Annotated in this window: 26 protein-coding genes; 13 read left to right on the top strand and 13 right to left on the bottom strand. The window is 68.9% G+C overall.

Features of this window, described 5'->3' with window-relative positions; genetic code table 11:
- The 3 genes from U1T56_RS06320 to U1T56_RS06310 all read right to left on the bottom strand — a co-directional run.
- The coding region (locus U1T56_RS06320) for a sugar ABC transporter ATP-binding protein (protein WP_418158591.1) at positions 1-1,020 on the bottom strand (1,020 nt) is incomplete at its 3' end.
- A gap of 52 nt (positions 1,021-1,072) precedes the next feature.
- Complete coding sequence (locus tag U1T56_RS06315; RefSeq protein WP_418158590.1) at positions 1,073-2,284, bottom strand: ROK family transcriptional regulator; 1,212 nt, start codon at positions 2,282-2,284, stop codon at positions 1,073-1,075.
- Between the two features lie 97 nt (positions 2,285-2,381).
- Entirely contained in the window at positions 2,382-3,308 is a 927-nt protein-coding gene (locus U1T56_RS06310) for a lipid II:glycine glycyltransferase FemX (protein WP_418158589.1), read from the bottom strand.
- A 102-nt stretch (positions 3,309-3,410) separates the two neighbouring features.
- On the opposite strand from U1T56_RS06310, the gene U1T56_RS06305 reads away from it, so the two are divergent.
- Positions 3,411-3,569 (top strand): hypothetical protein, encoded by a 159-nt coding sequence (locus U1T56_RS06305; RefSeq protein WP_418158588.1) that lies wholly within the window; start codon positions 3,411-3,413, stop codon positions 3,567-3,569.
- Between the two features lie 51 nt (positions 3,570-3,620).
- On the top strand, positions 3,621-4,634 hold the full coding sequence (locus tag U1T56_RS06300; protein ID WP_418158587.1) for an NAD(P)H-quinone oxidoreductase: 1,014 nt from the start codon (positions 3,621-3,623) through the stop codon (positions 4,632-4,634).
- On the opposite strand, the gene U1T56_RS06295 is transcribed toward U1T56_RS06300, so the two are convergent.
- Positions 4,631-5,371, bottom strand: coding sequence for an NRDE family protein (locus U1T56_RS06295; protein ID WP_418158586.1), 741 nt, complete (start codon positions 5,369-5,371; stop codon positions 4,631-4,633). The genes U1T56_RS06300 and U1T56_RS06295 overlap by 4 nt on opposite strands.
- 114 nt (positions 5,372-5,485) lie before the next feature.
- Between U1T56_RS06295 and U1T56_RS06290 the strand changes: the two genes are divergently transcribed.
- From U1T56_RS06290 to U1T56_RS06265, 6 genes are all read left to right on the top strand, one after another.
- Positions 5,486-5,809 (top strand): DUF1476 domain-containing protein, encoded by a 324-nt coding sequence (locus U1T56_RS06290; RefSeq protein ID WP_418158585.1) that lies wholly within the window; start codon positions 5,486-5,488, stop codon positions 5,807-5,809.
- The gene (locus U1T56_RS06285) at positions 5,806-5,982 is read left to right on the top strand and encodes a DUF1674 domain-containing protein (RefSeq protein ID WP_418158584.1); all 177 of its coding nucleotides are present in this window, start codon (positions 5,806-5,808) and stop codon (positions 5,980-5,982) included. The genes U1T56_RS06290 and U1T56_RS06285 overlap by 4 nt, the downstream gene beginning before the upstream one ends.
- A gap of 41 nt (positions 5,983-6,023) precedes the next feature.
- Positions 6,024-6,932 carry a DMT family transporter gene (locus tag U1T56_RS06280; RefSeq protein WP_418158583.1) on the top strand — a complete coding sequence of 303 codons (909 nt, stop codon included), beginning with the start codon at positions 6,024-6,026 and terminating at the stop codon, positions 6,930-6,932.
- A 242-nt stretch (positions 6,933-7,174) separates the two neighbouring features.
- Entirely contained in the window at positions 7,175-8,245 is a 1,071-nt protein-coding gene (recA, locus tag U1T56_RS06275) for a recombinase RecA (protein WP_418158582.1), read from the top strand.
- A 51-nt stretch (positions 8,246-8,296) separates the two neighbouring features.
- Complete coding sequence (gene alaS / locus U1T56_RS06270) at positions 8,297-10,942, top strand: alanine--tRNA ligase (protein ID WP_418158581.1); 2,646 nt, start codon at positions 8,297-8,299, stop codon at positions 10,940-10,942.
- A gap of 13 nt (positions 10,943-10,955) precedes the next feature.
- Positions 10,956-12,128, top strand: coding sequence for an alpha/beta hydrolase family protein (locus U1T56_RS06265; RefSeq protein ID WP_418158580.1), 1,173 nt, complete (start codon positions 10,956-10,958; stop codon positions 12,126-12,128).
- A gap of 8 nt (positions 12,129-12,136) precedes the next feature.
- Here the strand turns inward: U1T56_RS06265 and U1T56_RS06260 are convergent, their stop codons facing one another.
- On the bottom strand, positions 12,137-12,322 hold the full coding sequence (locus U1T56_RS06260) for a DUF3553 domain-containing protein (protein WP_418158579.1): 186 nt from the start codon (positions 12,320-12,322) through the stop codon (positions 12,137-12,139).
- 65 nt (positions 12,323-12,387) lie between these two features.
- Between U1T56_RS06260 and U1T56_RS06255 the strand changes: the two genes are divergently transcribed.
- Positions 12,388-13,299: a metallophosphoesterase gene (locus tag U1T56_RS06255; RefSeq protein ID WP_418158578.1), complete on the top strand. Its 912-nt coding sequence runs from the start codon at positions 12,388-12,390 to the stop codon at positions 13,297-13,299.
- 5 nt (positions 13,300-13,304) lie between these two features.
- Here U1T56_RS06255 and U1T56_RS06250 read toward each other — a convergent pair whose 3' ends face one another.
- The 6 genes from U1T56_RS06250 to U1T56_RS06225 form a co-directional block, all read right to left on the bottom strand.
- Positions 13,305-14,138, bottom strand: coding sequence for an aldo/keto reductase (locus tag U1T56_RS06250; protein WP_418158577.1), 834 nt, complete (start codon positions 14,136-14,138; stop codon positions 13,305-13,307).
- Positions 14,139-14,213: 75 nt separating this feature from the next.
- A complete protein-coding gene (locus tag U1T56_RS06245; protein WP_418158576.1) occupies positions 14,214-14,876 on the bottom strand; it encodes a peroxiredoxin in 663 nt (220 codons plus the stop codon).
- A 347-nt stretch (positions 14,877-15,223) separates the two neighbouring features.
- Complete coding sequence (locus tag U1T56_RS06240; protein WP_418158575.1) at positions 15,224-15,439, bottom strand: hypothetical protein; 216 nt, start codon at positions 15,437-15,439, stop codon at positions 15,224-15,226.
- Between the two features lie 198 nt (positions 15,440-15,637).
- Positions 15,638-15,874, bottom strand: coding sequence for a DUF433 domain-containing protein (locus U1T56_RS06235; protein ID WP_418158574.1), 237 nt, complete (start codon positions 15,872-15,874; stop codon positions 15,638-15,640).
- Between the two features lie 114 nt (positions 15,875-15,988).
- Positions 15,989-17,710: an assimilatory sulfite reductase (NADPH) hemoprotein subunit gene (gene cysI / locus U1T56_RS06230; protein ID WP_418158573.1), complete on the bottom strand. Its 1,722-nt coding sequence runs from the start codon at positions 17,708-17,710 to the stop codon at positions 15,989-15,991.
- 10 nt (positions 17,711-17,720) lie between these two features.
- Positions 17,721-19,511: an assimilatory sulfite reductase (NADPH) flavoprotein subunit gene (locus tag U1T56_RS06225; RefSeq protein ID WP_418158572.1), complete on the bottom strand. Its 1,791-nt coding sequence runs from the start codon at positions 19,509-19,511 to the stop codon at positions 17,721-17,723.
- Positions 19,512-19,710: 199 nt separating this feature from the next.
- On the opposite strand from U1T56_RS06225, the gene arfB reads away from it, so the two are divergent.
- From arfB to U1T56_RS06205, 4 genes are all read left to right on the top strand, one after another.
- Positions 19,711-20,136, top strand: coding sequence for an alternative ribosome rescue aminoacyl-tRNA hydrolase ArfB (arfB, locus tag U1T56_RS06220; protein WP_418158604.1), 426 nt, complete (start codon positions 19,711-19,713; stop codon positions 20,134-20,136).
- Positions 20,137-20,265: 129 nt separating this feature from the next.
- Positions 20,266-20,478 carry a rhodanese-like domain-containing protein gene (locus U1T56_RS06215; protein ID WP_418158571.1) on the top strand — a complete coding sequence of 71 codons (213 nt, stop codon included), beginning with the start codon at positions 20,266-20,268 and terminating at the stop codon, positions 20,476-20,478.
- 36 nt (positions 20,479-20,514) lie between these two features.
- Positions 20,515-20,862, top strand: a complete 348-nt coding sequence (locus U1T56_RS06210) for a sulfurtransferase (RefSeq protein ID WP_418158570.1) — start codon at positions 20,515-20,517, stop codon at positions 20,860-20,862.
- 177 nt (positions 20,863-21,039) lie between these two features.
- Entirely contained in the window at positions 21,040-21,462 is a 423-nt protein-coding gene (locus U1T56_RS06205; RefSeq protein ID WP_418158569.1) for a type II toxin-antitoxin system VapC family toxin, read from the top strand.
- Between the two features lie 9 nt (positions 21,463-21,471).
- Here the strand turns inward: U1T56_RS06205 and scpA are convergent, their stop codons facing one another.
- Entirely contained in the window at positions 21,472-23,670 is a 2,199-nt protein-coding gene (gene scpA, locus U1T56_RS06200; RefSeq protein ID WP_418158568.1) for a methylmalonyl-CoA mutase, read from the bottom strand.
- Complete coding sequence (locus U1T56_RS06195) at positions 23,667-25,616, bottom strand: methylmalonyl-CoA mutase family protein (RefSeq protein ID WP_418158567.1); 1,950 nt, start codon at positions 25,614-25,616, stop codon at positions 23,667-23,669. The genes scpA and U1T56_RS06195 overlap by 4 nt, the downstream gene beginning before the upstream one ends.
- Positions 25,617-25,972: the final 356 nt, after the last annotated feature.

Genomic DNA, 25,972 nt, shown 5'->3' with positions numbered 1-25,972 from the left:
GTAGGCGAGCCCGGCATCGAGCGCGTCCTTGGGCGTCCGCGCCTGGAGCGGCCGGCCGTCGACCAGCACCTCGCCGCCGGCCTTGGGATCGGCGCCGTAGATCAGGCGCGCAAGCTCGGTGCGCCCCGAGCCGACGAGGCCGGCGATGCCGAGGACTTCGCCCTTGTGGAGCTGGAAGCTGCAGGGCTGCACCCGCCTGCCGCCGTCGGTGAGGTGCCGCACCTCCAGCACCACCGGCCCGCGGCTGCCGTGCGGATCGTGCGCCTTTTTGTAGAAGGTCGAGAGGTCGCGGCCGACCATCATCCGGACCAGCGCCTCGGCGCTGAGCCGGTCGCGGGTGAGCGTGCCGACGTAAGCGCCGTCGCGCAGCACCGAGACCCGGTCGGCGAGCTCGTAGACCTCGGCCATGCGGTGGCTGATGTAGATCAGCGCCATGCCCTCGGCTCTGAGCTGGCGCACGAGCGCGAACAGGCGCTCGGTCTCGCGCGCCGAGAGGGCGGTGGTCGGCTCGTCGAGCACCAGGATCTTGGATCGGGCGTGCAGCGCCTTGGCGATCTCGACCAGCTGCTGCTCGGCGATCGAGAGGGCGCCGACCCGGGTTTCGGGGCGGAACGGCGCCCCCAGCCGCTCGAGCACCGGCCGGCAGGCATCGTGCATGGCCGCGCGGTCGATGACGCCGCGGTGGTGGATCTCGTCGCCGAGATGGATGTTCTCGGCCACCGACAGGTTGGGGGCGAGCGCCAGCTCCTGGTAGATGATGGCGATGCCGTGGCGCTTGGCGGCGATCGGGTCGGCGATGAGCACGGGCTTGCCGTCGATCAGGATCTCGCCGCCGGGGTCGGCCTGGTAGGCGCCGGAGAGGATCTTCATCAAGGTGCTCTTGCCGGCGCCGTTCTCGCCCATCAGCGCCAGCACCTCGCCGCGCCAGGCCTCGAGCTGCACCCCGTTCAGCGCCTTCACCCCGGGAAAGGTCTTGGAAATGCCCCGCATCGCCAGAGTCGGAATGCGTGTCTCGTTCATGGCCGCCGCTCGCCTCCCGATGGTCCTCGTTCCGTCACGATCGATTCTCCCATCAGTAGCCGATCAGGACGTCCCGGCTAGGGCTGAAATTGAGATGGAGCGGCAGGATCGCGGCACCTATCGCCGGCGCCTCGCGCCCGATGCTGCCGCACAAGAGGCGCGGCGGCTCGCGCGACTCCGGGGACGCGATGCCGAGCTGGATCTCGAGCCGGGCGATCAGATCCAAAAGCAGAGGCCGGGGCAGATCACCGTCGATCACGACCGCCGGGACGTCGAGGATGCGCACGGCCGAGAGCACCGGCAGCACCAGCGCGTCGACGGCATCCTCGAGCCATTCGCCCACCGCGGGATGCGCCTGCTCGAGCAGAGGCTCGAGATCACGGCGGCTCTCGATGGGAAAGCCCCGGCCACGCAGATGCCGGATGAGCGCGTTGAGCGAGGCGCGGGTGAGCAGGATCTCGTAAGGCCCCCTGGGCCGCGGTGCCGTGGGCAGGCGGGAGGGCAGGGTCGGCATCAGGCCGAGATCGCCGGCATTGGCGTTGACACCACGGTGATAGTCCCCGCCCAGGATCACGCCACCGCCGGCGGCCGTACCGATGAAGACGTAGAGGAAGTCGTCGAGCGAGCGGCCGTGGCCCTGGAACAGCTCGGCCACCGCCGCCGCCGTGCCGTCGTTCTCGACGAAGACGGCGAGCCCCGTCGCGGCCTCGAGCTCGGCCTTCACGTCGACGTCGTTCCAGCGTTGATACGCGCTGTTCGGGATGTCGAGCTCGCGCTGCCAGCTCCCGAGATTGTAGGGTGTGGCGACACCGAGCCCGGCCAGGCGATGCTCGGTGCCGCGATTCAGGCACCGGCGCAGCGCCATGACGCTCTCGCGCACGAACGCGACCGCTTCGTCCGGCAGGGGAAAGGACCGCTCCAGACGCCGGCGCTCCAGCACATGGCCGCTGAAGTCGACGAGGAGCGCATCGAGCGAACGGCGCCCGATCTTGATGCCGATGGAGTAGGCGCCTTCGGGATCGAGCCGGAGTAGGGTCGCGGGCTGGCCGCGCGCACCGGTGCGCTTGCCCTCGCTCCTCACGAGCCGCTGCTCCTCGAGCTCGCGGACGATCTGGCCGGCGGTGTTGCTGGTGAGCTGGGCATGACGCGCGAGATCGGCCTTCGACGCCGCGCCGAGACGCCGTAGCAATGTCAGGATGACACGCTCGTTGAACTGCCTGACCTGGGCGGAGTTGCTGCCTTGCCCTACGGCGCCGCTACGCACGTCCAGCCTTCCCTGAGCTCGGCCCCGGCGCGGGGCCTTGATGGGACGTGCTCTTAAGCCGGTTCGGATGCGCTGTCAATAATTAATTCATGGTGAATTATTTTCCTGTCGGCCAGAAGAACGTTCCGGCCAGGGTCACGGGCTCACCGCCGAGCCCGAGCTTGAACCGGGCGATGCCGGGCGAGCGGTCGGTGTCGATTCCGCCGAGATCGACCCAGCGTACGCCGCGCTCGTGCAGCATGGCGAGCGCGCGCCACAGCAGGAGATGTTTGGCCCTCAGCGCGCGACCACGCGGCGAGCCGTAGCCGACCTCGTAGGTCGCCGCGGCGCCGTGGCGGACGAAGAGCACGCCGGCGACCGCGATTCCGGCTTCGCAGGCGATGAGGGCGAGGAGATCGCCCTGCGCCGCCGCAGCCTCCGCCAGCCGGCCGAGGAAAGCTCGACTCGGACCGCGATAGCCGACCGTGCGCCGGTGCTGCTCGTTGCGGTCGAGGAGCCAGCCAACGAGCAGCGGGTCCGCGATGCGCACCTCGATTCCGGCGCGCTCCGCGCGCGCGAGACGATTGCGCCACTTGCCGTGCAGGATTCGGCGCAGGTGCGAGGGGCCAGGGGCGAGATCGAGCCAGGCCGTGCTGTAGCCGGTGACCACCGGCCGCTGGCCGTGCAGCCGGGAGAGCGGTTCCGGCCGTTCGGGTGCCCACAGGAGCGCCGCCCGGCCGAGCCGCCGGCAGATCATCTCGACCGCGCGGTCCTCCACCGCTTCGTCCGGCGCCAGCCGCACGGGGCCGCGCAGGAGGAAGGCGATGCGTCGCAGGCCCAGCACACGGCGCACGGCGATCTGGGCGCAGGCGAGGGGAGCGCCCGTGAGGTCGCGGACGACCGCGCGATGCACCTCCACGCCGCCCTTCATGAGCGCCGCGCCGTAGGCCCAGCCCTGCTGCAGGCTCGACCGGCCGGCTGCGGCGAGGAGGGCATGCCACGCCTCGTGCGAGGTCCGATCCCAGTCGAGCTCCAGTGCCGTCACCGCCCGCTCCGTCTTGCCTGTGGCCCGAAGGTGCGGGATAGCTCGTCAACTTTTGGTTAATGAAGCGGATCGCGAACCATGGCGCGCTCGCGCAGCAGACGAGTGACGGGACCTCGCCTCACCGGCTGGGGCATTGCCACGATCGTGGTGCATGTCGGGCTGCCGCTCGTGGCGGCGCTCCTGGCGCTGGATCTTCTGTTCTATCTCGTCTTTACGCGCGTGCTGGGGCGCTGCTACGGCCTGCTGTGCTGGCTGGACTGAAGGCTCCAGCGCTCATGCCCCGCTTCCCGAGCAGGAAAGGTGCCGCACGCCATGACCGCCGCGATCCCCGCCGAGATGACCTACATCCGCATCGACCGGTTCGGCCCGCCCGAGGCACTGGTGCCGGACCGGATGCCGGTACCCCGGCCCGGCCACGGCGAGGTGCTGATCAAGGTGGCGGCGGCCGGGGTCAACCGGCCCGACGTGCTGCAGCGCCAGGGCGGCTACCCGCCGCCGCCGGGAGCGAGCGAGGTGCCGGGGCTCGAGGTCGCGGGCGAGATCGCGGCCGTGGGCGAGGGCGTGGAGCGCTGGCGCACGGGCGACCGGGTCATGGCGCTCGTCACGGGCGGCGGCTACGCGGAATACTGCCTCGCTCCGGCACCGCAGGTGCTGCCGGTGCCGCACGGCATCTCGCTGATCGAGGCCGGCGGCATTCCCGAGACCTTCTTCACCGTCTGGACCAACGTGTTCGACCGCGGGCGGCTGCAGCCGGGCGAGAGCTTCCTCGTTCACGGCGGCTCGTCCGGCATCGGCACGACCGCGATCCAGCTCGCCCGCGAGCTCGGTGCCATCGTCTACGCCACCGTCGGCAGCGTCGACAAGCAGCGCGCCTGCGAGGCTCTCGGCGCCAGGCGGGCGATCAACCATCGCGAGGAGGATTTCGTCGAGGTCGTCAAGGCCGAGACCGGTGGCAAAGGCGTGGACGTCATCCTCGACATGGTGGGCGGGCCTTACGTCGAGCGCAACCTGCAGGCACTCGCCGTCGAGGGCCGGCTCGTCCAGATCGCCTGGCTCCAGGGCGCCAAGGTGCAGGCGAACTTCGCCCCGCTCATGCTCAAGCGCCTGACCTGGACCGGCTCCACCCTGCGGGCTCGCTCGGTCGAGCAGAAAGGGGCGATCGCGCGGGTGCTGGAAGAGAAGGTCTGGCCGCTGCTCGCCGCCGGCAAGGTCAAGCCGCTCGTCCACGCCACCTTCCCGCTCGAGGCGGCGGCGGCCGCGCACGCGCTCATGGAATCGAGCAGCCACATCGGCAAGATCGTGCTGACCACCCGGTTCGCCGGCTAGGCCGGCACGGGCGCGAAGACCGCCTCGCCGGGCCTCCCCTCGGCGTGGAGCCAGATCACGGGCTCGCTCGCGTAGCGGGGGAGGGCGAGGAGCGTGCTGCTCACGGTGCCGTAAGGGCCTTCGGTGACGATGCACATGGCATCGCGCGGCTCGCCCGTGGGGCTCGCCCGTTCGGCCAGGAGCGCCTGCCAGCTCGCCCAGTCCCTCGCGGCCGGATCGGGTGTCGGCACGAAGCGGAACTGCGGCAGGAAGCGGGCGATGCGCGGCGAGGCTGGATCGTCGAGCTCGCCGGCTTCGATCATGTGGAGCCCTTCCGGGATCGGTCGCATCTCGATGGCGCCGGTCCCGGCATGGCGCAGCCAGAAGGCATCGACCGCATCGGCGACGATCAGGTTGAAGGGCCGATAGGCCGCGGGATCGAGGGCGCGCAGCGCGTCGGCCGCGTGGTAGGCCTCGGCGTGATCGAGCGCTTCCAGCACGAGCTCGCCGCGGCTGCGCTTGCCGGGCTCCGGCCCCAGCGTGCCGCGACGGTTGAGGACGGCAGCCACGATACCATCGTCGTTGACGCCGAGCCAGGTGCCGCCAGCCTCGAGATCGAGACCGCCGCGCACGTGAGGCCGGTCCTCCCAGTGACGCCCCGGCGGGCGCGACGGCCGCGAGGCGAGCTCGTCGCGGTTGGCGGCGAGCAGAAGCGGCCAGGCCGCCGCCGGGCGACGGAGGAGGACGAGGGTGCACATGCGAAAAACTCCGCGCTGACCCGAGCGGGGATGCGACATGCGGCGATTGGCGCACCGCGACGCGAAGGCCTATATAAGGGCCAAGCGTCGGTCGCCCAAGAAAGAGGATTGCTCATGACCACGTTCGATGATCGGGAACGCGGCGAGGAGGCCAAGTTCAAGCACGAGCTCGAACTCGGCTTCAAGATCCGCAACCGGCGCAACAAGATGTTCGGCCTCTGGATCGCGCAGACCCATCTCGGGCTCTCCGAGGAGGCGGCGGCGCAGTACGCGAAGGACGTCGTGATGGCCGACTTCGCGGAGCCCGGTGACGGCGACATGCTGAGCAAGGTGAAGACCGATCTCGCCAAGGCCGGCAAGGAGGTCAGCGACCACAGCCTCGAGAAGCATCTGCACGAGTTCGAGGCCCTGGCGCGCAAGCAGGTGATGGCCGAGTGAGCGAGCGCGAGACCGAGCCCGCCGGCAAGGTCCCCGAGCGGCAACCGGACGAGCCGCAGCCGCAGCCTTTCCGCGGCCCGGCGCAGCCGCCGGGCGAGATCGACGGCCCGCCAGGACCCGAGCCGACCCGTTTCGGTGATTGGGAGAAGGGCGGTCGCTGCAGCGACTTCTGAAGCCGGTGCCCGAAGAGCCGGGCCATGGGGCGCCGCCCGCGGTGCCGTCGACCGATGCCGGCCGTCGGGCGGTGCCGCGCGCCGCGATCCTCCTGATCGCGGCGATCACCGTGCTCTGGGGCCTGAACTGGCCCGCCATGAAGATGGCGGTGAGCGAGCTTTCGCCCTGGACCTTCCGGGCGGCCTGCGTCGTCATCAGCGGTACGGGCCTCATGGCCATCGCCTGGTTCTCGGGCGAACGTCTGCGTCTGCCGCGCGCCTACTGGCGGTCCTTCCTCGTCGTGGCCTCGTGCAGCGTCACCGGCTGGAATCTGCTCTCGGCCTTCAGCCTCAAGCACATGGCGGGTGGGCGCGGGGCGATCATCGCCTATACCATGCCGGTATGGGCCGCCATCTTCAGCGCGCTCTGGCTCGGCGAGCGGCTGGAGCCGCGCCGCATCCTGGCGCTGGTGCTCGGGATGATCGGCATCGGCTTCGCCATCGGGCCGGATCTCGTGGGCCTCTCGCGCGACCTTCTGGGGCCGCTCTTCATGATCCTCGCTGCCATCTGCTGGGCCGCCGGCACGGTCGCCATCAAGACCCGCGCCTGGCCGATCGGCATGATGGCGCACACCGCCTGGCAGCTCGTGATCGGCGGCATGCCGATCGTGCTCGCCTGGCTCGTGATCGAGCCCCGTCCCGATCTCGGCCATCTCACCTGGCGGGGCATCCTCGCCACCCTCTATGCCGCGATCGTCGGTCTCATCTTCTGCTTCGCGGCCTTCAACAAGGTGGTGACGCTCCTTCCCGCTACGGCCGCCGCGATCAGCATTCTCGCGATTCCGATCGTGGGCGTGCTCGGCTCGGCTTGGCTCTTGGGCGAGCCCGCCGGCTGGCGCGAGCTCGTGGCGCTGGTTCTGGTCCTGGGTGCCATGAGCCTCGTGCTGATTCCGCGCCGTCTGACCAAATAAGACAATCGTATCCGCACATGATTCGCGTATAAGCTGAAAAAGGTTGGACGCGGCCGATGGCGCAGGCAGGCTCGATCGCTTGCGCGAGCAAGGTTTGTTGCCCATATGTTCCGAGTGGTTCGATGGAGCCGGCCCCAGCGGAAGAAGAGGACCCCGATCTCGCCGTCGTGCCACGCGGAGCTTTCCGCTGCCCCGGGCAGCAGATATAACCCTCCCCTGAGTTCTTCGAGGATCGAATGGCCATGGCCGATACCATGATCAGCCGGCGCGCCGGCGACGACCGGCAGCGGGCGCTGGACGCGGCGATCACGCAGATCGAGCGCGCGTTCGGCAAGGGCTCGGTGATGCGTCTCGGCCAGTCCGAGCTGCATCAGGAGATCGAGACCATCTCGACGGGCTCGCTCGGCCTCGACATCGCTCTCGGTGTCGGCGGTCTGCCGCGCGGGCGGATCATCGAGATCTACGGGCCCGAGAGCTCGGGCAAGACCACGCTGACGCTGCACGTCATCGCCGAGAGCCAGAAGACCGGCGGCACGTGCGCCTTCATCGACGCCGAACACGCGCTCGATCCGTCCTATGCCAGAAAGCTCGGCGTCAATCTCGACGAGCTCCTGATCAGCCAGCCCGACACGGGCGAGCAGGCGCTCGAGATTGCCGACACGCTGGTGCGGAGCGGTGCGGTCGACGTCATCGTCGTCGATTCGGTGGCCGCCCTGGTGCCGAAAGCCGAGCTCGAGGGCGAGATGGGCGACAGCCACGTCGGCCTGCAGGCGCGGCTCATGAGCCAGGCGCTCAGGAAGCTCACGGCCTCGATCAGCCGCTCGAAGTGCATGCTGATCTTCACGAACCAGATCCGCTCCAAGATCGGCGTGATGTTCGGCAGTCCCGAGACCACCACCGGCGGCAACGCGCTCAAGTTCTACGCCTCCGTGCGCCTGGATGTGCGTCGCATCGGCTCGGTCAAGGATCGCGAGGAGACCGTCGGCAACCAGACGCGCGTGAAGGTCGTCAAGAACAAGGTGGCGCCGCCGTTCCGCGTCGTCGACTTCGACATCATGTACGGCGAGGGCATCTCCAAGATGGGCGAGCTCATCGACCTCGGCGTGCGCGCCAACGTGGTCGAGAAGTCGGGCTCGTGGTTCTCCTACAAGGGCCAGCGCATCGGCCAGGGCCGCGAGAACGCGAAGCAGTTCCTGAAGGACAACCCGGCGATCGCGGGCGAGATCGAGCAGGCCATCCGCGAGCAGGCCGGTGTCGGTGGCGGGGCCGCGGGACTCGACCTGCTTGACGAGGACCTCACGCCGGGCGACTGAGCGGCGCCGACGCCCCACCCTTTCTCTAGCAGACGAGCACCAGTCCGCCCGATGCCGACCGCCAACGAGATCCGCACCACCTTCCTGGAATATTTCCGGCACCACGGGCACGAGGTGGTGCCCTCCTCGCCGCTCGTGCCCCACAACGACCCGACGCTGCTCTTCACCAACGCGGGCATGGTGCAGTTCAAGAACGTCTTCACGGGCGTGGAGCAGCGGCCCTACAAGCGGGCCGTGACCGCGCAGAAATGCGTGCGGGCCGGCGGCAAGCACAACGATCTCGACAACGTGGGCTATACCGCCCGGCATCACACTTTCTTCGAGATGCTGGGCAACTTCAGCTTCGGCGACTATTTCAAGCCGCTCGCCATCGAGCTCGCCTGGAACCTGATCACGAAGGAGTTCGGCCTGCCGAAGGACCGGTTGCTCGCCACGGTCTACGCCGAGGACGACGAGGCGTTCGATCTGTGGCGGAAGATCGCGGGCCTGGACGAGCGCCGGATCATCCGGATCGCCACCTCCGACAATTTCTGGGCCATGGGCGACACCGGCCCGTGCGGTCCGTGCTCGGAGATCTTCTACGATCACGGGCCGGAGATCCCGGGTGGCCCGCCGGGCAGCGCGGACGAGGACGGCGACCGGTTCATCGAGATCTGGAACCTCGTCTTCATGCAGTACGAGCAGGTGGACAAGGAGACCCGGATCCCCCTGCCCAAGCCCTCGATCGACACCGGCATGGGCCTCGAGCGCATCGCCGCCGTGCTCCAGGGCAAGCACGACAACTACGACATCGACGTGTTCGAGGCGCTGATCGGCGCCTCGGTGGCGCTCACGGGCACGCACGCGGTTGGCGACAAGCGCCCCTCGCACAAGGTGATCGCCGATCATCTGCGCGCCTCGGCCTTTCTCGTCGCCGACGGCGTCATGCCGGCCAACGAGGGCCGGGGCTACGTGCTGCGCCGGATCATGCGCCGCGGCATGCGTCACGCCCACCTCCTGGGTGCCAGGGAGCCGCTGATGTGGCGGATGGTGCCCGTGCTGCTCGATCAGATGGGCCACGCCTATCCCGAGCTGATCCGGGCCGAGGCCCTGATCACCGAGGTCCTGAAGCTCGAGGAGACCAACTTCCGCCGCACGCTCGAGCGGGGCTTGAGGCTGCTCGAGGAGGAGACCGCCTCTCTGCCCGCAAGGGCACCGCTTCCGGGCGAGGTCGCGTTCCGCCTCTACGACACCTACGGCTTCCCGCTCGACCTGACGCAGGACGCGCTCCGGGCGCAGGGGCGTACCGTGGACGTCGCCGGCTTCAACGCCGCCATGGAGCGCCAGCGCGAGGCCGCGCGCGCCGCCTGGAAGGGTTCGGGCGAAGCCGCGATCGAGCCGATCTGGTTCGACATCCGCGAGGAGAAGGGGGCGACCGAGTTCCTGGGCTATGCCACCACGCGCGCCGAGGCGCAGGTCACGGCGCTCGTCGTGGGCGGCAAGCCGGTGGACCGTGCCGAGCCCGGCAGCGAGGTCATGGTCGTCACCAACCAGACCCCGTTCTACGGCGAATCGGGTGGCCAGATCGGCGATACCGGCACGATCCGTGCCGGCAACGGCGCGGTCGTGACGGTGAGCGACACGCAGAAGAAGCTGGGCGATCTCGTCGTCCATATCGGCCGGCTCGAAGGCGGGCCGCTCGCCGTAGGCGACGTGGTCGAGCTCGTCGTCGACGAGGCGCGCCGGGCGAAGATCCGCCGAGCGCATTCCGCGACCCACCTCCTGCACGCCGCGCTCCGCCGCCATCTCGGTCAGCACGTGGCCCAGAAGGGCTCGCTCGTGGCTCCCGACCGGCTGCGCTTCGATTTCAGCCATCCGCGACCGATGACCCAGGAGGAGATCCGCGCCGTCGAGGCCGAGGTGAACCACTATCTGCGCCGGAACGACGAGACCAAGGTGCGGATCATGGATCGCGAGGCCGCGATCGAGAGCGGTGCGATGGCGCTGTTCGGCGAGAAATACGGCGACCAGGTCCGCGTGGTCTCGATGGGCGAGACCGAAGACGGCCGGACCTACTCGGTCGAGCTCTGCGGCGGCACCCATGTCCGGCGCACGGGCGACATCGCGCTCTTCCGCATCACGAGCGAGAGCGCCGTCGCCTCCGGCATCCGCCGTATCGAGGCGGTGACGGGCGAGCTCGCCTTCGAGGAGGTGCGCCGCGAGCACGAGCTGCTCACGAGCCTCGCCCAGACCCTGAAGGTCGGGCCCGCCGACCTGCCGGCGCGCATCGAGGCGCTCGTCGAGGAGCGGCGCCGGCTCGAGCGCGAGGCGGCCGAGCTGCGCCGGAAGCTCGCGCTGGGCGGCGCCGCTGCCGCGGGCGACGGATTCAAGCAGATAGGCGGGATCCGCTTCGCCGGCCGCACGCTCGAGGGCGTGCCGGCCAAAGAGCTGCGCGGCACGGCCGATGCGATCAAGAAGGAGCTGGGCTCGGGCGTCGTGGCGCTGGTGAGCGTCAACGACGGCAAGGCCGCGGTCGTCGTCAGCGTCACCGAGGATCTCGTCGGCAAGGTCGATGCGGTCGAGCTCGTCCGGCGCGGCGTCGCTGCGGTCGGCGGCTCCGGCGGGGGCGGCCGGCCCGACTTCGCGCAGGGCGGCGGTCCCGAGGGCGTGCGAGCGCCCGCGGCGCTGGCTGCGATCGAAGCCGGCCTCGCCGGCTGAGGGCGAGCCGGGCTTGCTCTATCCCTGGCTCGACTGGCAGCGGTCGCTGCTCGCGGCCTGGCTGGAGGCGGGGCGGCTCGCCAGCCGCGCCACCCCGCTTGAGCCGCTGTTCCGGCCACCGCAGGAGCTCGTGGCCCGCACGCTCGCCGCGGGCGAGGTGAGCCGGCGGCCGCTCGAGGAGGTGATCCGCCGCGATGCGCCCTTCCCGGTCCGGGGCGAGGCGATCGCGACGACGCCCTTCGTGCGGCTGGTCCACCTGCACCGGCCGGGCCGCGCGCAGCGCCATCGCTTCCTGCTGCTGGCTCCGCATTCGGGCTACGCCACGGCCGTGCTGAGCCCGCTCGCCACGACGCTCGCGGCCTTGGGCGAGGTGGTCGTCACGGACTGGGTCGATGCCCGGCTCGCCCCCCTCGCCGAGGGACCGTTCGGCCTCGCCGAGCAGATCGCGGTCGCCGTGTATGCCGCCGTCGCCTTGGGCGGCCCGGCGCATCTCGTGGCACTCTCGCAATCGGGTCCGGTCGTGCTGGCGCTCGCTGCCATGCTCGCGGCCGAGGAACCCGAGCTGGTGCCGGCGAGCCTCGTCTTCCTGGGCTGCCAGCTCGACCCCAAGGCTGCGCACACCCCGCTACAGCAGATGCTGTCGGCATGGCCACGCGAGGCGCTGGTCCGGCAGCTCACGACGACGGTGGGTCCCGGCTATCCCGGCGCCGGTCGCCGCGTCTACCCGGCCGTATTGCAGCTCCTGGCCTACAGCCTCGCGAGCCCGCAGCTCTATGCCGAGGTGCAGCAGGGCCTGTTCCGCGAGCTGTCGGCCGGCATCGCCGGCATCTACGCGCGGCAGCACGCCGACATCCACAGCCTGCTCGACGTGCCGGGCGAGCTGTTCACCGACATGCTGGAATGGATTCTGGGCGAGGCGGCATGGGAAGGCGATGCGCCCGTGATCGCCGGAAGAGCGCGCGAGCTCGGGCGCTTGCGCTCGATCCCGCTCCTGACCGTCGAGAGCGCCGAGGACGAGCTCGTCGGCGCCGGCCAGACCCATGCGCTGAGCCGGCGGCTGCATCGCTCCAGGGCACGAGCCATCACCCTGCCGGGCGGCCGGCATCACGACCTCTTCACCGGCCCCGGCTTCTTCCGGGCCACGGCACCGGCTCTGCGGCGCTTCTACGCCGAGCTCGACGCATAAGGCTCCGCTCAGAGCCCTTTGGGCGGTGCCACCAGCTCGAGGCGGACGTGGCGCATATCGAGGGTCTGCTTGCCGACGTGCTCGAAGTTGACGGTGACGCGCGTGCCGATCGCGGACTGCACCTGACCCAGGCCCCAATCGGGCCGGGCGGGGTTGCGGACGATGGCGCCGGGTGTCAGCCAGGGCTCGGCCATGGGCTCGGATCCATCCGGTAGGAACTGACGGGGCTCGGGACGCATTCTAGACGTGTCGACGCTCGATGCAGCAGAGGAGTGGCTCCGAGCCCATGGCGCTCTATGGCTTCCGCTCGGATTGGGAAACCGCACCCCGGTCGACGCCGTCCGCGACCATGCTGCTCGCCATCGGCGACGTGCACGGCTTCGCCGGCCACCTCGATGCCATGCTGGCACTCCTGCAGCCGGAGATCGCAGTGGCGCACGTCCGCGGCGTCGCCAGCCAGCTCGTGCTCATCGGCGACTATATCGACCGTGGCCCGGCGAGCCTGCCCGTGCTGCGGCGGATTCCGCGGCTGGGCGGCGAGCTCGGCATCCCGGTCCATGCCCTGCGCGGCAACCACGATCAGTACCTGATCGAGTTCCTCACCGCCGAGCGGCCTTCGTACGACCTCCTGGAATTCTGGTGCGGCAACGGCGGCGACACCACGCTCGCCGAGCTCGGCATCGACGAAGGCACGATGCTGACATCCGAGCCGGCCACGCTCGCGGCCAAGGCGCGGGGTATCGCAGGGCCGGAGATCATGGCGCTTCTGGGTGGCCTGGAGCCGCACTGGCAGGTCGGCGACTACGTCTTCGTCCATGCCGGTGTGCATCCGGACAAGTCCTTGAACGAGCACGAGCTCGAGGAGCTGCTCTGGCTGCGCCAGCCCTTCCTCGGCGCGCACGACTGGCCGCACCCGTTCGTGGTCGTCCACGGCCATACCATTCGCGGTCCCGAGGTCCGGCCGCACCGGATCGCGATCGACAGCGGCTGCTACCGCACGGGTGTGCTCACCGCCGTTCAGCTTCTGGATGACCGGTTGCGGTTCTGGTGCGTGACGAGCGATCCGGCGCTCGAGGCTTTCCATCGTCTGCCCGGCCTCGGGCAGAAGCGCCGCTTCGGCCAGCCCGAGAAGCTGCGCGAGCCGGACAGCGGGACCGCTCGGCCGGCCTGAGCCGTTCAGAGCATCGCGAGCGGCTGCTTGCGGGTGGGCGGCGGGAAAGCGCGATCGAGCGCCGCCAGATCCTCGGGCCGGAGCACGAGGTCGAGCGCCGCGCGGTTGGCGGTGACGTGCTCGATGCGGCTCGCCTTCGGAATGGCGATGACACCGGGCCGGCTCAGCACCCAGGCGAGCGCCACCTGGAAGGCGCTGCGCCCGTGACACCGGCCGATCTCGGCGAGGATGCCATCGGTCGGGAGACGGGCCTGCTCGATCGGGCTGTAGGCCATGACCGGTACGCCGCGCTCCCGGCACCAGGGGAGAAGATCCCACTCGATGCCGCGGCGGGCGAGGTTGTAGAGCACCTGATCGGCGGCGCAGCTCGATCCGTCCGGCACGGCCCAGAGCTCCTCGAGCTCGTCCGCGTCCAGATTGCTCATCCCCCAGTGACGGATCTTGCCGTCACGCTTCAGCCGCTCGAAGGCCGCCACCGTTTCGGCGAGAGGATGGCGGCCGCGCCAGTGCAGGAGGTAGAGGTCGATCCGGTCGGTCCCGAGCCGCTTCAGGCTGCGCTCGCAGGCGGCGATGGCGCCTGTGCGCGAGGCGTTGTGCGGATAGACCTTGCTCACGAGGAAGACCTCCTCGCGCCGGCCGCGGATCGCCTCGCCCACGACCTCCTCGGCTCCGCCCTCACCGTACATCTCCGCCGTGTCGATCAGCGTCATACCGAGGTCGAGCCCGTGGCAGAGCGCTCGCACCTCGGCCGCGCGCTCCGCCGGACTCTCGCCCATGAACCAGGTGCCCTGGCCGAGGACCGGGACCTCCTCGCCGTCGGGCAGCCTCACGGTGCGCATGCCCTGCCTTCCGCGATCGGATGGTCCCGCCCCCGTCCCGCCGGCCGGCAGGAGCAGAGGGGCGGGCAGAACGGATCAGATGCTAGGGTCGGGGGTGAGGCGCAGGTAGGGCTTCAGCTCCTTGACGCCCTTGGTGAACTTGGTCTTCGCCTCCTCGGTCGGGATCGAGGGCAGCACGATCACGTCCTCGCCCCTGTTCCAGTTGGCCGGCGTCGACACCGAGAACTTCTGCGTGAGCTGCATCGAATCGATCACCCGCAGCACCTCGTCGAAGTTGCGGCCGGTGGTCATCGGGTAGACCAGGACCAGCTTCACCTTCTTGTCCGGGCCGATGACGAACACGTTGCGCACGGTGGCGTTGTCGGCGGGCGTGCGGCCGGCGGCACTGTCGCCCGCACCGGCCGGCAGCATGTCGTAGAGCTTCGCGATCTTGAGCTCGGGGTCGCCGATCATCGGGTAGTTCGGGGCAACGCCCTGGGTCTCCTCGATGTCCTTGGCCCAGCGCTTGTGATCCTCGACCGGGTCGACGCTGATGCCGATGATCTTGACGCCGCGCTTGTCGAACTCGGGCTTGATCTTGGCCATGTAGCCGAGTTCGGTGGTGCACACGGGCGTGAAATCCTTGGGGTGCGAGAACAACACGCACCAGCTGTCGCCGATCCACTCGTGGAAGCGGATGCGGCCCTCGGTGGTGTCGGCCTCGAAGTCGGGGGCGTTGTCGCCCAAGCGGATGGACATGTCGTGAACTCCCTCTGCGGTGCCTCGTGGCGCGGCCTTTCCCGCCGGCGCCGATAGGGCGCTGATCCCGGCAGCGTTCACGGCTCCTTGCCGTATGCTGCAGCATTCATATGTAGTCCCGTTTGCGCCGCTTGTCGCCCTTGCGCCAGCAATGTCGGGCATTTCGACTCTGGCTCGCCCGAGGACGTCCGCGAGCCCAGGATCTTCGAGATCGGGCTGATCAGGACCTTGCGGCTGACCGATACCAGCTTCCAGCGCGGATGCGCAGGTGAATCCCCGAGGATTCCCGCTGCCGCAACGGGATCATCTGCTCGGTCTAGCGCAGCGCCCCGACAGTTCTGCTCCGGTCAGAACAGGAAGCCTGCCATACCGGAGATCGCCATCGATCCGATGAACATGAGCACGAGAAAGCCGATGAACACGGTGGCATAGAAAGCGAGCGGAGGATCATGGACCGGCGCACCTTCGCGCCAATGGATCTGATGCAGCAGAAAATCGGATCGACTTGGATAGTCGTTCGCCTGGACAGGATTCTCATAGTATTGACTTTGGGGCGTGCTCATGTGCGTCAGGCCCTTTCGGTGCGCTTATGGCTTCCCAGACCGGCTTCCAATCGGCAACGCTCTATAGGTATCAACATACGGTTGAGGGGTAAATCAGATTTTGAGTCGCTCTGGTAGGCGTCGTTCGCGGCATCGAGGTAGGGCGATGTCGAGCGACAATGAACGGGCAGGCCCGACGAAGCCGCCGAGGGCACACGCTCAGCGACGGTCGCAGACCGCCTCGGCGAGCCAGTCGGCAGCGAAGGTTTGAGCGGCGCGGATGTCCTCGTGCGTGAGCCGCGGGTGCTCGGCCATGATCTCCTCGACGCTCCGGCCGGCGCCGAGCTCGCGCAGGATCTGCTCCACGGTGATCCGCGTGCCACGGATCACCGGCTTGCCGTGGATCTCGCCGGGATCGATCGTGATCCGCTCGTGGCGCGGGGCATCACGGTTCATCACGGCCTCCCTCGCTGGGCACGCGAAGAAGCTAGCACAGGCTCAGCCACCGATCGCCTACGCGCTCGTCATGGCAGACCTGCCCTGAGGGTGAGAGCCGCCCCGGCCGTTCGCTCAGCCATTGAAGTCCCGGCCTTCCTTGACCTCGCGGATGATCCCTGCCCGGATCACGAAGTCGCCGAAGCGCTCGCCCGGCACGCGCTCCTTGGCATAACGGGCGATGATCGGTGTGAGCGTCTCGAGGATCACGGGCTCGCCCACGTTCTCGAGCAGCATCCGGTTGAGCCGCTGACCGTGGAAGCCGCCGCCGAGATAGACGTTGTACTTGCCGGGTGCCCGGCCCGTGAAAGCGATCTCGGCAACGTAAGGACGTGCGCAGCCGTTGGGGCAGCCGGTCATCCGGACGATGATCGGCTCCTCGGCGAGGCCGTGCTCGGCCATCACCTTTTCCAGCTTGGTGACGAGCTGCGGCAGGTAGCGCTCGCTCTCGGCCATGGCGAGCGCACAGGTCGGCAGCGCCACGCAGGCCATCGAGTTGCGCCGCAGCACGCTGCGCCGAACCGTCGAATCGAGTCCGTAGGCTTCGATCAGGGATTGGATCCGGGCGCGCGCCGTGTCCTTGATCCGGCTGATGATCAGGTTCTGGTTCGGTGTCAGGCGGAACTCGCCCTCGTGGACGGCGGCAATCGTGCGCAAGGCCGTCATGAGCTGGAGGTCAGCCGTGTCCTTCACCCGGCCGTTCTCGACGAACAGGGTATAGTGCCAGCAGCCGTCGTCGCCCTGCGCCCAGCCGTAGCGGTCGCCGTTGGTCGTGAAGACGAACGGGCGCGGCTCCTCGAGCCGCCAGCCGAGCCGGCTCGCGATCTCGTCCTTGAACCAGTCGAGGCCGCGATCGTCGATCGTGTATTTGAAGCGGGCGTGCTTGCGGTCGACCCGGTCGCCGTAGTCGCGCTGGATCTTGACCACCTCCTCGGCGACCCGGACCACCTGGTCGGGGCGGATGAAGCCGGCGACATCGGCGAGGCGCGGGTAGGTCCCCGGCTCGTTGTCGGCCCGGCCCATGCCACCACCCACCGTGACGTTAAAGCCTTCGAGCTTTCCGTTCTCGACGATCGCGATGAAGCCCAGATCCTGCGTGTAGACGTCGACGTCGTTCTCGGGGGGAATGACGAAGCCGATCTTGAACTTGCGCGGAAGATAGGTGGGGCCGTAGATCGGCTCCTCCTCCTCGCCGCTGCCGGCCACGGGCTCCTGCTCGAGCCAGATCTCGTGATAGGCGCGTGTTCTGGGCAAAAGATGCTCGCTCGTGGCTTTGGCGAGCTCGTAGACCTGCTGATGCAGCGCCGAGAGGTGCGGATTGATCGAGCACATCACCCCACGATTGACGTCGCCGCAGGCCGCGATCGAATCCAGGAGCACCTGGTTCATGCCCTGGATCGTCTTGCGCATGTCGCGCTTCAGGATGCCGTGGAACTGGAAGGTCTGGCGGGTGGTGAGCCGGAGCGTGCCGTTCGCGTACGTGCGGGCCAGCTCGTCCAGCTTCAGCCACTGGTCCGGCCGGCACACGCCACCCGGCAGACGCACGCGCACCATGAACTCGTAGGCCGGCTCGAGCTTCTGGCGGCGGCGCTCGTCGCGCAGATCGCGGTCGTCCTGTTGGTAGCTGCCGTGAAACTTGAGGAGCTGCTGTGCCTCGGGCGAGATCCCGCCCGTGACCGGATCGGCCAGGCCCTCGACGATGTCGCCGCGCAGGCGCCGGCTCGCGGCCTTGAGGCGCTCGTTGCCGCTCAGCCGCTCCACGGGCTGGGACACGTCGCGGCTGCGGTCCATGGTCATCGGGAGATCCTCAGTACACGTCACGCTGGTAGCGACCCTCGCGCTGCAGGGTCTTCAGGTACTCGGCGGCCTGCTCGGGCCCACGGCCGGACTGCTCCGCCACGATCCGCAGGAGCGCCGCATGGACATCGGGTGCTAGCTGCTCGGCGTCGCCGCAGAGATAGAGGTGGGCACCCTCCTCGAGCCAGGCCCAGAGCTCGGCCGCCCGCTCCAGGAGCCGGTGCTGCACGTAGACCTTCTCGGCCTGATCGCGCGAGAACGCAAGGTCGATACGGGACAGCACTCCGTCCTTGAGCCAGCGCTGCCACTCGACCTGGTAGAGGAAGTCGGTGCGGAAGTTGCGCTCGCCGAAGAACAGCCAGGAGCGGCCCTTGGCCCCGCGCTCCTCGCGCTCCTGCATGAAGGCACGGTAGGGCGCGACACCGGTGCCGGCGCCGATCATGACGATCGGCGCGTCCGGGTCGGTCGGCAGGCGGAAATGGCGATTCGCGTTGATGTAGACCGGAAGCGTGTCGTCGGGCCGCACGCGATCGGCCAGCATGGTGGAGGCGACACCCTTGCGGCTGCGGCCGTGGCTGTCGTAGCGCACGGTCGAGACGACGATGTGCGCCTCGTCGGGGTTGGCGGCCTGGCTGGAGGCCAGCGAGTAGAGCCGCGGCGGCAGCTTGCGCAGGAGCCCCGTGAAGGTGGCTGCGTCGATGCCCGGAACCGGGAAGGCGCTCACGACGTCGATGATCTCGCGGCCGTGCAGCCAGGCCTTCTGGGCAGCCGGATCGGCAACGAGCTCCTTGAGCGCCTTCGCACCGCTGAGCTCGGCCCAGCCGGCGAGGAAGCGACCCGTCAGCGTCGTGATCTCGTAGTCGCGGCCGAGCGCCTCCTGCAGGTCGGGCCGCCCTTCCAGGCCCAGGCTGGCGATCAGCTCGCCCACGAGCTCGGGGTCGTTCTGCGGTAGGATGCCGAGCGAATCGCCGGGCTCGTAGGTGAGGCCCGAACCCTCGAGCGAGATCTCGACGTGGCGGATCTCCTTGCTCGAGCCGCGTCCGGTCAGGCGCAGATTCTCGAGCACGGTCGCCTGGAACGGGTTCGTGCGGTCGTAGAGCGGCTCCGCCGCCACGGCGGGCGCGGCGACGTGCGGGAAGGCCACGATCTTGGCCTCGGCCGGCGGCAGCTCGCGCACGAGCTGGTCGAGCAGCCGGTCGATCCAGCCCGTGGCCGGCGCCTCGTAGTCGACGTCGCAATCGACCCGCTCGACCATGCGCACAGCGCCCAAAGCCTCGAGCCGGGTGTCGATGTCCTTGCCGGTCTGGCAGAAATGCTCGTAGGTCGAATCGCCCAAGCCCAAGACGGCGAACTTCAGCCCTTCGAGGCGCGGCGCCTTCCGGCCGTGCAGGAACTCGTAGAAGTCGGCAGCCGAGGTCGGCGGCTCGCCTTCGCCCTGGGTGCTGGTGACGACGACGAGGAAGCGCTCGCCCTTGAGATCCTTGACCCGGTAGTCGGCGATGTCGAGAAGCTTCGTCGCGAGCCCCTTGGCCTTGGCACGCTCGTTCAGCTTCTTCGCGAGCGAGGCGGCGTTGCCGGTCTCGGACGCATAAAGGATCGTGACCGGCTGGGCGGTCGGGACGACGGCCGTAGCCGGGGCGGCGACCCTCGCTCTCGCATTGTATCCGGCGAGGTAGCCGCTCACCCACAGCGCCTGTTCGGCGGTGAGGGTGCCGACGAGCGCTTCAAGCTGGGCAGCCTGCTCCGGCGACAAGGGGCCGGTCCAGGTCTGGCTCGATGCATCGGGCTTGGTGACGAGCAACGGCTGCTTCCCCGGTATGCAATGCACGACGGCCATCGGGCCACCATGCGAACCTACGCAAAAGATACAGCAAAGCGAAATTTATACAAGATGGCGCAGAGTAATTTCTTAAAAAACATATAATTTTTGTTATTTCGGCTGGCCCGAACCTCGCGAAACGGGCTTGGGGCGCGGGGAGGGGGCGGGTAGCTTGGCCGGCATGATCCAGGTGACTTCCAGCATCGCCATCGACGAGCGCGAGATCGAGGAAAGCTTCGTGCGCGCCTCGGGGCCGGGCGGCCAGAACGTCAACAAGGTGGCGTCGGCCGTGCAGCTCCGGTTCGACGTACGTGGCTCGCCGTCGCTGCCGGAATCGGTGCGCGAGCGGCTGATACGCCTCGCCGGCCGGCGACTCACCCAAGAGGGGGTGCTCGTCATCACGGCACAGCGCTTCCGTACCCAGGAGCGCAACCGCGAGGATGCACTGGCACGGCTGCTGGCCCTGATCCGCGAGGCTGCGGCGCCTCCGGCGCCTCCCAGGAAACCGACCAAGCCGACGCCGGGCGCGCAGAGACGTCGCCTCGCTGCCAAGGCACGGCGCTCGACGATCAAGGCTCTGCGAGGAGGGAGGCCCGAGTTCGAATAAAATACGAATTTTTTTAGTATATCATCTTAAGGCATGCTATTTTGGTGTTGAATTTGGTCCGCTTCCTTCTACGTCTTGCTCCGAGGTGAGGACGGGCGGAGGAGGCATGAGATCACTCATCAGGATAGGATGCTGGCGGTCGCGGCCCTTCTGCTGGCCGGGATCGACGCCGCCCGAGCGGAGATCGGCAAGCCGTTGACGCCCGCCGAGCTCGAGCCGCTGGTCCGGGCCGGACAGGTGCGGGTCGTGGACATCCGCAACGCGAAACCCGCGGCGGACGGCAGGACCGCTTACGAGACGGGGCACATTCCAGGTGCGGTTCCGGCTCCTTACCCACGCTAGCGCGGGCCGGCCGACAATCCCGGCGAGCTGCCGCCTGTGGAGAAGCTCGTCGATCTCGTGTGCGGTCTAGGGATCAACCGGTCGACGCCGGTCGTGATCGCTCACGCCGGGACCGATGCCACCGACTTCGGCGGGGCGGCGCGCGTCTACTGGATGTTGAAGAGCCTCGGCGTTCCGCAGCTTTCGATCCTGAACGGCGGGATGAAGGCGTGGCAGGAGGCAGGCCTGCCGGTCTCGACCGAGCCGGTTGCCGTGCCGCCCTCGGGCTTCGTCACGGCAGGGCTCGACCCGACCCGACTCGCCTCCCGCGCCGAGATCGAGCGGAGCTCGCGGACGGCGAGAACGGTCGGCTGCTCGATGCGAGGCCCGCGGGCTTCTTCCTGAGCCAGCTTGCCGCCCAGCGCCGGACGAGCATCGGTGAGCTTGTCCGAACGGCGTGCGAGCGACAGTATGGCCTGGTCGACGACGAGGGTCGGCTGGAGGCGGCACGGGCCTTGGCAGCCTTTCGCCTGCCAGTAGCTGATGTTCCCACCATGAAGGAGGAAAGTGTGCCGCGGCCCGATGAGCCGCTGCCGTGATCCTTCTCGATGCCAATATCCTGATGTAATCGGCGCCGAGCATCCGCATGAAAAGCCTAGCGCCGATCTCCTCGAGCGGATCGGTGCTGGGGCGGTCGAAGCCATTATCGACGCCGAGATGCTTCAGGAGCTGCTACATCGCTACCGGACCATTGGCCGCTGGGAAACCGCCAGTAAGGTCTATGGCCTGACACGCCGGCTCTTCCCCATGGTCCTTCCGGTCACGGCCGAGATCATGGACGAGGCGCACGACTTGATGGACTGCTACCACAACCTGATGGCGCGAGATGGCGTACGCGCTGCCGTCGTGCGCCTGCATGACCTCGACGCCATCTGCAGCTACGATCGCGCCTTCGACGTGATCGCCGGGCTCCAGCGGGTGGAGCCCGATGCGATCCTGGCCTGACCCAGGCCGCTACTCCGCCGCCTTCAGCTCGTAGCCGAGCTCGTGCGAGAGCTTCTCCAGAAGGTCGGCCGCCGCCTCGGCGATGACCGTGCCGGGCGGGAAGATCGCTCTGGCGCCGGCGGCATAGAGCGCCTCGTGGTCCTGTGGCGGGACGACGCCGCCCACCACGATCAGGATGTCGTCGCGGCCGCGGGCCTCCAGCTCCTTCCTGAGCTCGGGCACGAGCGTCAGATGACCGGCAGCGAGCGAGGAGACGCCGACGATATGGACGTCGTTGTCGACCGCCTGCTGCGCCGCTTCGGCCGGGGTCTGGAAGAGGGGGCCGATGTCGACGTCGAAGCCGAGATCGGCGAAGGCCGTCGCGATCACTTTCTGACCGCGGTCGTGGCCGTCCTGGCCCATCTTGGCGATCAGGATGCGCGGCCGCCGGCCCTCGGCGGCAGCGAAGGCCTCGACCAGCGCGCGCGCGCGTTTCACGCTCACGGGCTCCCCCACCTCCTTGGCATAGACCCCGGCGATCGAGCGGATCTCGGCGACGTGCCGGCCCCAGACTTTCTCGAGCGCGTCCGTGATCTCGCCCACGGTCGCCTTGGCGCGCGCCGCCTGCACGGCGAGGTCGAGCAGGTTGCCCTCGCCGGTCTCGGCACAGCGGGTGAGCGCGTCGAGCGCCGCACGGACCGCCGCCTGGTCGCGCTGACTCCGGAGCTGGGCGAGCTTCGCGATCTGACGGGCGCGGACGGCCGAGTTGTCCACCTTCAGGACCGGGATGTCCTCGTTCTCCTCGAGCTTGTACTTGTTGACGCCGACCACGGTCTGCTTGCCGCTGTCGATCCGGGCCTGGGTGCGCGCGGCGGCCTCCTCGATCCGGAGCTTCGGGATGCCCTGCTCGATCGCCTTGGCCATGCCGCCCGAGGCCTCGACCTCCTGGATGTGGCCCCAGGCCCGCCGCGCCAGGTCGTAGGTCAGGCGTTCGACGTAGTAGCTGCCGCCCCAGGGGTCGATCGTGCGCGTGATCCCGGTCTCCTGCTGGATCTGGAGCTGGGTGTTGCGCGCGATCCGGGCCGAGAAGTCGGTGGGAAGGGCCAGCGCCTCGTCGAGCGCGTTGGTGTGGAGCGATTGGGTGTGGCCGTGGGTGGCGGCGAGCGCCTCGATGCAGGTGCGGATGACGTTGTTGAACACGTCCTGTGCCGTCAAGGACCAGCCCGAGGTCTGGCAGTGGGTGCGAAGTGCCAAGGACTTGGTGTCCTTGGGCTCGAACGGCTTCACGAGCTTCGCCCACAAGAGGCGGGCGGCGCGGAGCTTCGCCACCTCCATGAAGAAGTTCATGCCGATCGCCCAGAAGAACGACAGCCGTGGCGCGAAGGCATCGATGTCGAGGCCGGCCATCCGGCCGCAGCGGATATACTCGACACCATCGGCGAGCGTGTAGGCGAGCTCGAGGTCGGCGGTCGCCCCCGCCTCCTGCATGTGGTAGCCGGAGATGCTGATCGAGTTGAACTTCGGCATGTTCTTCGCCGTGTAGGCGAAGATGTCCGAGATGATCCGCATCGATGGCGCCGGCGGGAAGATGTAGGTGTTGCGGACCATGAACTCCTTCAGGATGTCGTTCTGGATGGTGCCGCTGAGCTTCGCCGCCGAGACGCCCTGCTCTTCGGCGGCGACGATGTAGAGCGCCATGATCGGCAGCACCGCGCCGTTCATGGTCATCGACACGCTCATCTGATCAAGCGGGATGCCCGCGAACAGCGTCCTCATGTCGAGGATGGAATCGATCGCGACCCCCGCCATACCGACGTCGCCCGCGACCCGCGGGTGGTCACTGTCGTAGCCCCGGTGCGTCGCGAGGTCGAAGGCCACCGAGAGGCCCTTTTGCCCGGCGGCGAGGTTGCGGCGGTAGAAGGCGTTGCTGTCCTCGGCCGTGGAGAAGCCGGCATATTGCCGGATCGTCCAGGGCTGGGTCGTGTACATGGTGGGGTAAGGGCCGCGTAAGAATGGCGGCAGGCCGGGATAGGTGCGCAAGAAGTCGAGGCCGTCCGTATCGGCACCGGTATAGAGCGGCTTCACCGGAATGGCTTCCGGGGTGGTCCAACTCATCTCCTCGGGCGTGTGGCCGGTCTCGGCGGCGAAGGCCTCGGCCCAGGCGGCAGGATCGGCCGTGGGCGTCGCGCTGCCCAGGGCGACGTCGGCGAAGCTCGGGATCCGGGTCATGCTGCTGCCTCACCAGCCAGGGTCTCATAGGCGCGCTCGAGCATCTCGAGCACGTTCGAGCCCACGTACACGAACTCGTCGATGCCCGCCGCCTCGTAAGCCGCGCGGCGCTCCTCCTCCGGGCGGCCCATCAGGTAGATGCGTGCGGCATGGGCGTGCTCGAGCGCGCGGGCAGCGCCTTCCGCCATGGCGGCGTAGTTTTCGTCGCTCGAGCAGATCGCGGCGAGCCTGGCGCCGCTGGCCTTGAAGGCGTGGCCGATCTCCTCGAGCGAGGCGATGGGCTCGCTCGCCACGGTCTCGAGCCCGCCGGCCTCGAACAGGTTCTTCGCGAACGTGGCGCGCGCCGTGAACTCGGCCAGCCGGCCGAGATTGCACAAGAACACGCGCGGGCGCGCACCGGTGCGGGCGAGGATGGCATCGCTCCGGTCGCGCAAGGCTTCGAACGGCTCGGCCAAACGATGGGCCGGGATGGCGGCGATGCCGGAAGAGGGTGTCGGGGTCGGGTTTCCGAGCCGTGCCCGAACGTCGGCGACGAGCGCCGAAAGATCGGGCAAAGGCGCCCCGCGCCGCGGCTCCTCGTAAAGATCCGGGAACTCGGACACGCCGGTCACGGGCTCGCGGCGGGTCGCGAGCTGCCGCAGCCGCTCGGCCCAGCTCTCGGCGACGAGGGCTTGCAGCCAGCCGGCCCGCAGCGCCGCCAGCATGCCGCCCCGGCGCTCGATCTCCTGGACGAGAGCCCAGGCCTTCTTGGCGAGCTGGTCGGTGAGCGCCTCGACGTACGAGGCGCCACCGGCAGGATCGATCACCCGGCCGAGATTGCTCTCCTCGCGCAGCACGAGCTGGGTGTTGCGGGCGATCCGGCGGGCGAAGGCGTCGGGCAGGAAGCCCAGCGCATGGTCGAACGGCAGGACGGTGATGCTGGTGGCCCCGCCGGCCGCCGCAGCGAAGGTGGCGACCGTGCTGCGCAGCATGTTCACGTAAGGATCACGACGGCTGAACATCCGCGTCGCGGTCTCGGCACGAAGACGAAGCCGGCGCATGGCCTCGGGTGTCCCTGCCACTTCGAGCACGCGGGCCCAGAGACGGCGGAGCGCTCGGAGCTTCGCCACGCCGAGGAAGAAATCGGCGTCCACGGCGAGTGCCATGCCGATCTGGCGGGCGGCTTCGGCGGCCGGGATACCGGCTTCGACCAGCGCTCGCAGGTAGAAGATGCCGCTCGCGACGGCGCAGGCGAGTTCCTGCGCCTCGGTGGCGCCGCCCGCGTGGTAGGGACGGCCATCGGCGAGGAAGGCGCCGACCTGCGGCCAGCGGGCCGCCACGGTGCGGGCGAGCACCAGCGCCCGGTCGTGCGCCGCCGCCGGGTCGAGGGCCTCGCCCTGCGCCAGAGCGCCCAGCGGATCGGCGTCGAGGTCGGCGCGGACCGCAGCCGGATCAAGCCCGCGGCGCTCGACCAGGGCGAGCAGCAGCTCGGCGGCTTCCGCAAAGCGCGCACCGGCATCGAGGCCGACCGGGGCGAGGTCGAGATAGACGCCTTCGAGCGTGCGTTCGAGCGCTGCGAGATCGTAGGCGACGATCCCGTCCGGTGTGGTGCCGCCGGCCGCGAGCGCACGATCGAAACGAAGCTGGATCGAGGTCACGCCGCGCTCGAGATCCTCCAGGATCTCGGCGTTGGCGATGGCAGGGTCGGGATGAGCGTGGCGCTGGCGCACGTCCCAGCCGCCGGCGACCGTGCCGGCGGCGGTGGCGCCGCGAAGGAAGGGAGCGCTGCCGGGCAGGCCCGCTGCGGCCCGTAAAGGAGCGGTCTCGTCGATGTCGTAGAGCGGCCGGACCGGAATGCCGTCGTAGGTCGTGCGCACGAGCCGGCGCTCGAAATCGGCGCCTTTCAGCACCTTGTCGACCAGCGCGCGCCATTGGGCGCGGTCGGCGGCGGGAAAGTCCGCTGTCAAGCTCAAGCCTTCGTCACTGTCCACCTGATCCATCCTGCGCTTGCCACGGGTCCTTTGGCCGGGACGATGCCACGCGCACGGCACCCGCTCCAGGGGACGTGCGGTCGCAAGCGCCGCAGGCGGCCGGAGAGGATGTGCGCTGCAGCAGGAAGATGGCTGCAGCAGGAAGATGAAGGCGAGGTCCTATCCAGAAGCAGGAACCGAAGCAAGCCGGCTGTCGGTAGTGCGTCACTCCGTCTCAAATCACCCGTTAGTGCCAGAATGTCGCAACGCTAGTCAGCCTGCGCGAGAGTATGTCACGCCCAAGGCGTTCGGGTTAGAGATTTCCGTACCTAATGCGATGGTATATATAGCCA

Origin of the sequence: Benzoatithermus flavus (assembly GCF_037908215.1) — a bacterium.
In the GTDB taxonomy this organism is placed as follows: Bacteria; Pseudomonadota; Alphaproteobacteria; order Geminicoccales; family Geminicoccaceae; genus Benzoatithermus; species Benzoatithermus flavus.
The sequence above is the reverse complement of the archived record's forward strand: the minus strand, read 5'-3'. Positions and strand labels throughout refer to the sequence as shown.

What these genes read in the sequence shown, in the direction of transcription:
- U1T56_RS06300 (WP_418158587.1), top strand. Translation starts at nt 3,621, where the DNA reads ATGACCGCCGCGATCCCCGCCGAGATGACCTACATCCGCATCGACCGG.
- U1T56_RS06295 (WP_418158586.1), bottom strand. Translation starts at nt 5,371, where the DNA reads ATGTGCACCCTCGTCCTCCTCCGTCGCCCGGCGGCGGCCTGGCCGCTT.
- U1T56_RS06290 (WP_418158585.1), top strand. Translation starts at nt 5,486, where the DNA reads ATGACCACGTTCGATGATCGGGAACGCGGCGAGGAGGCCAAGTTCAAG.
- recA (WP_418158582.1), top strand. Translation starts at nt 7,175, where the DNA reads ATGGCCGATACCATGATCAGCCGGCGCGCCGGCGACGACCGGCAGCGG.
- alaS (WP_418158581.1), top strand. Translation starts at nt 8,297, where the DNA reads ATGCCGACCGCCAACGAGATCCGCACCACCTTCCTGGAATATTTCCGG.
- U1T56_RS06260 (WP_418158579.1), bottom strand. Translation starts at nt 12,322, where the DNA reads ATGGCCGAGCCCTGGCTGACACCCGGCGCCATCGTCCGCAACCCCGCC.
- U1T56_RS06255 (WP_418158578.1), top strand. Translation starts at nt 12,388, where the DNA reads ATGCAGCAGAGGAGTGGCTCCGAGCCCATGGCGCTCTATGGCTTCCGC.
- U1T56_RS06250 (WP_418158577.1), bottom strand. Translation starts at nt 14,138, where the DNA reads ATGCGCACCGTGAGGCTGCCCGACGGCGAGGAGGTCCCGGTCCTCGGC.
- U1T56_RS06245 (WP_418158576.1), bottom strand. Translation starts at nt 14,876, where the DNA reads ATGTCCATCCGCTTGGGCGACAACGCCCCCGACTTCGAGGCCGACACC.
- U1T56_RS06240 (WP_418158575.1), bottom strand. Translation starts at nt 15,439, where the DNA reads ATGAGCACGCCCCAAAGTCAATACTATGAGAATCCTGTCCAGGCGAAC.
- U1T56_RS06235 (WP_418158574.1), bottom strand. Translation starts at nt 15,874, where the DNA reads ATGAACCGTGATGCCCCGCGCCACGAGCGGATCACGATCGATCCCGGC.
- cysI (WP_418158573.1), bottom strand. Translation starts at nt 17,710, where the DNA reads ATGACCATGGACCGCAGCCGCGACGTGTCCCAGCCCGTGGAGCGGCTG.
- arfB (WP_418158604.1), top strand. Translation starts at nt 19,711, where the DNA reads ATGATCCAGGTGACTTCCAGCATCGCCATCGACGAGCGCGAGATCGAG.
- U1T56_RS06215 (WP_418158571.1), top strand. Translation starts at nt 20,266, where the DNA reads ATGCTGGCGGTCGCGGCCCTTCTGCTGGCCGGGATCGACGCCGCCCGA.
- U1T56_RS06205 (WP_418158569.1), top strand. Translation starts at nt 21,040, where the DNA reads ATGAGCCGCTGCCGTGATCCTTCTCGATGCCAATATCCTGATGTAATC.
- scpA (WP_418158568.1), bottom strand. Translation starts at nt 23,670, where the DNA reads ATGACCCGGATCCCGAGCTTCGCCGACGTCGCCCTGGGCAGCGCGACG.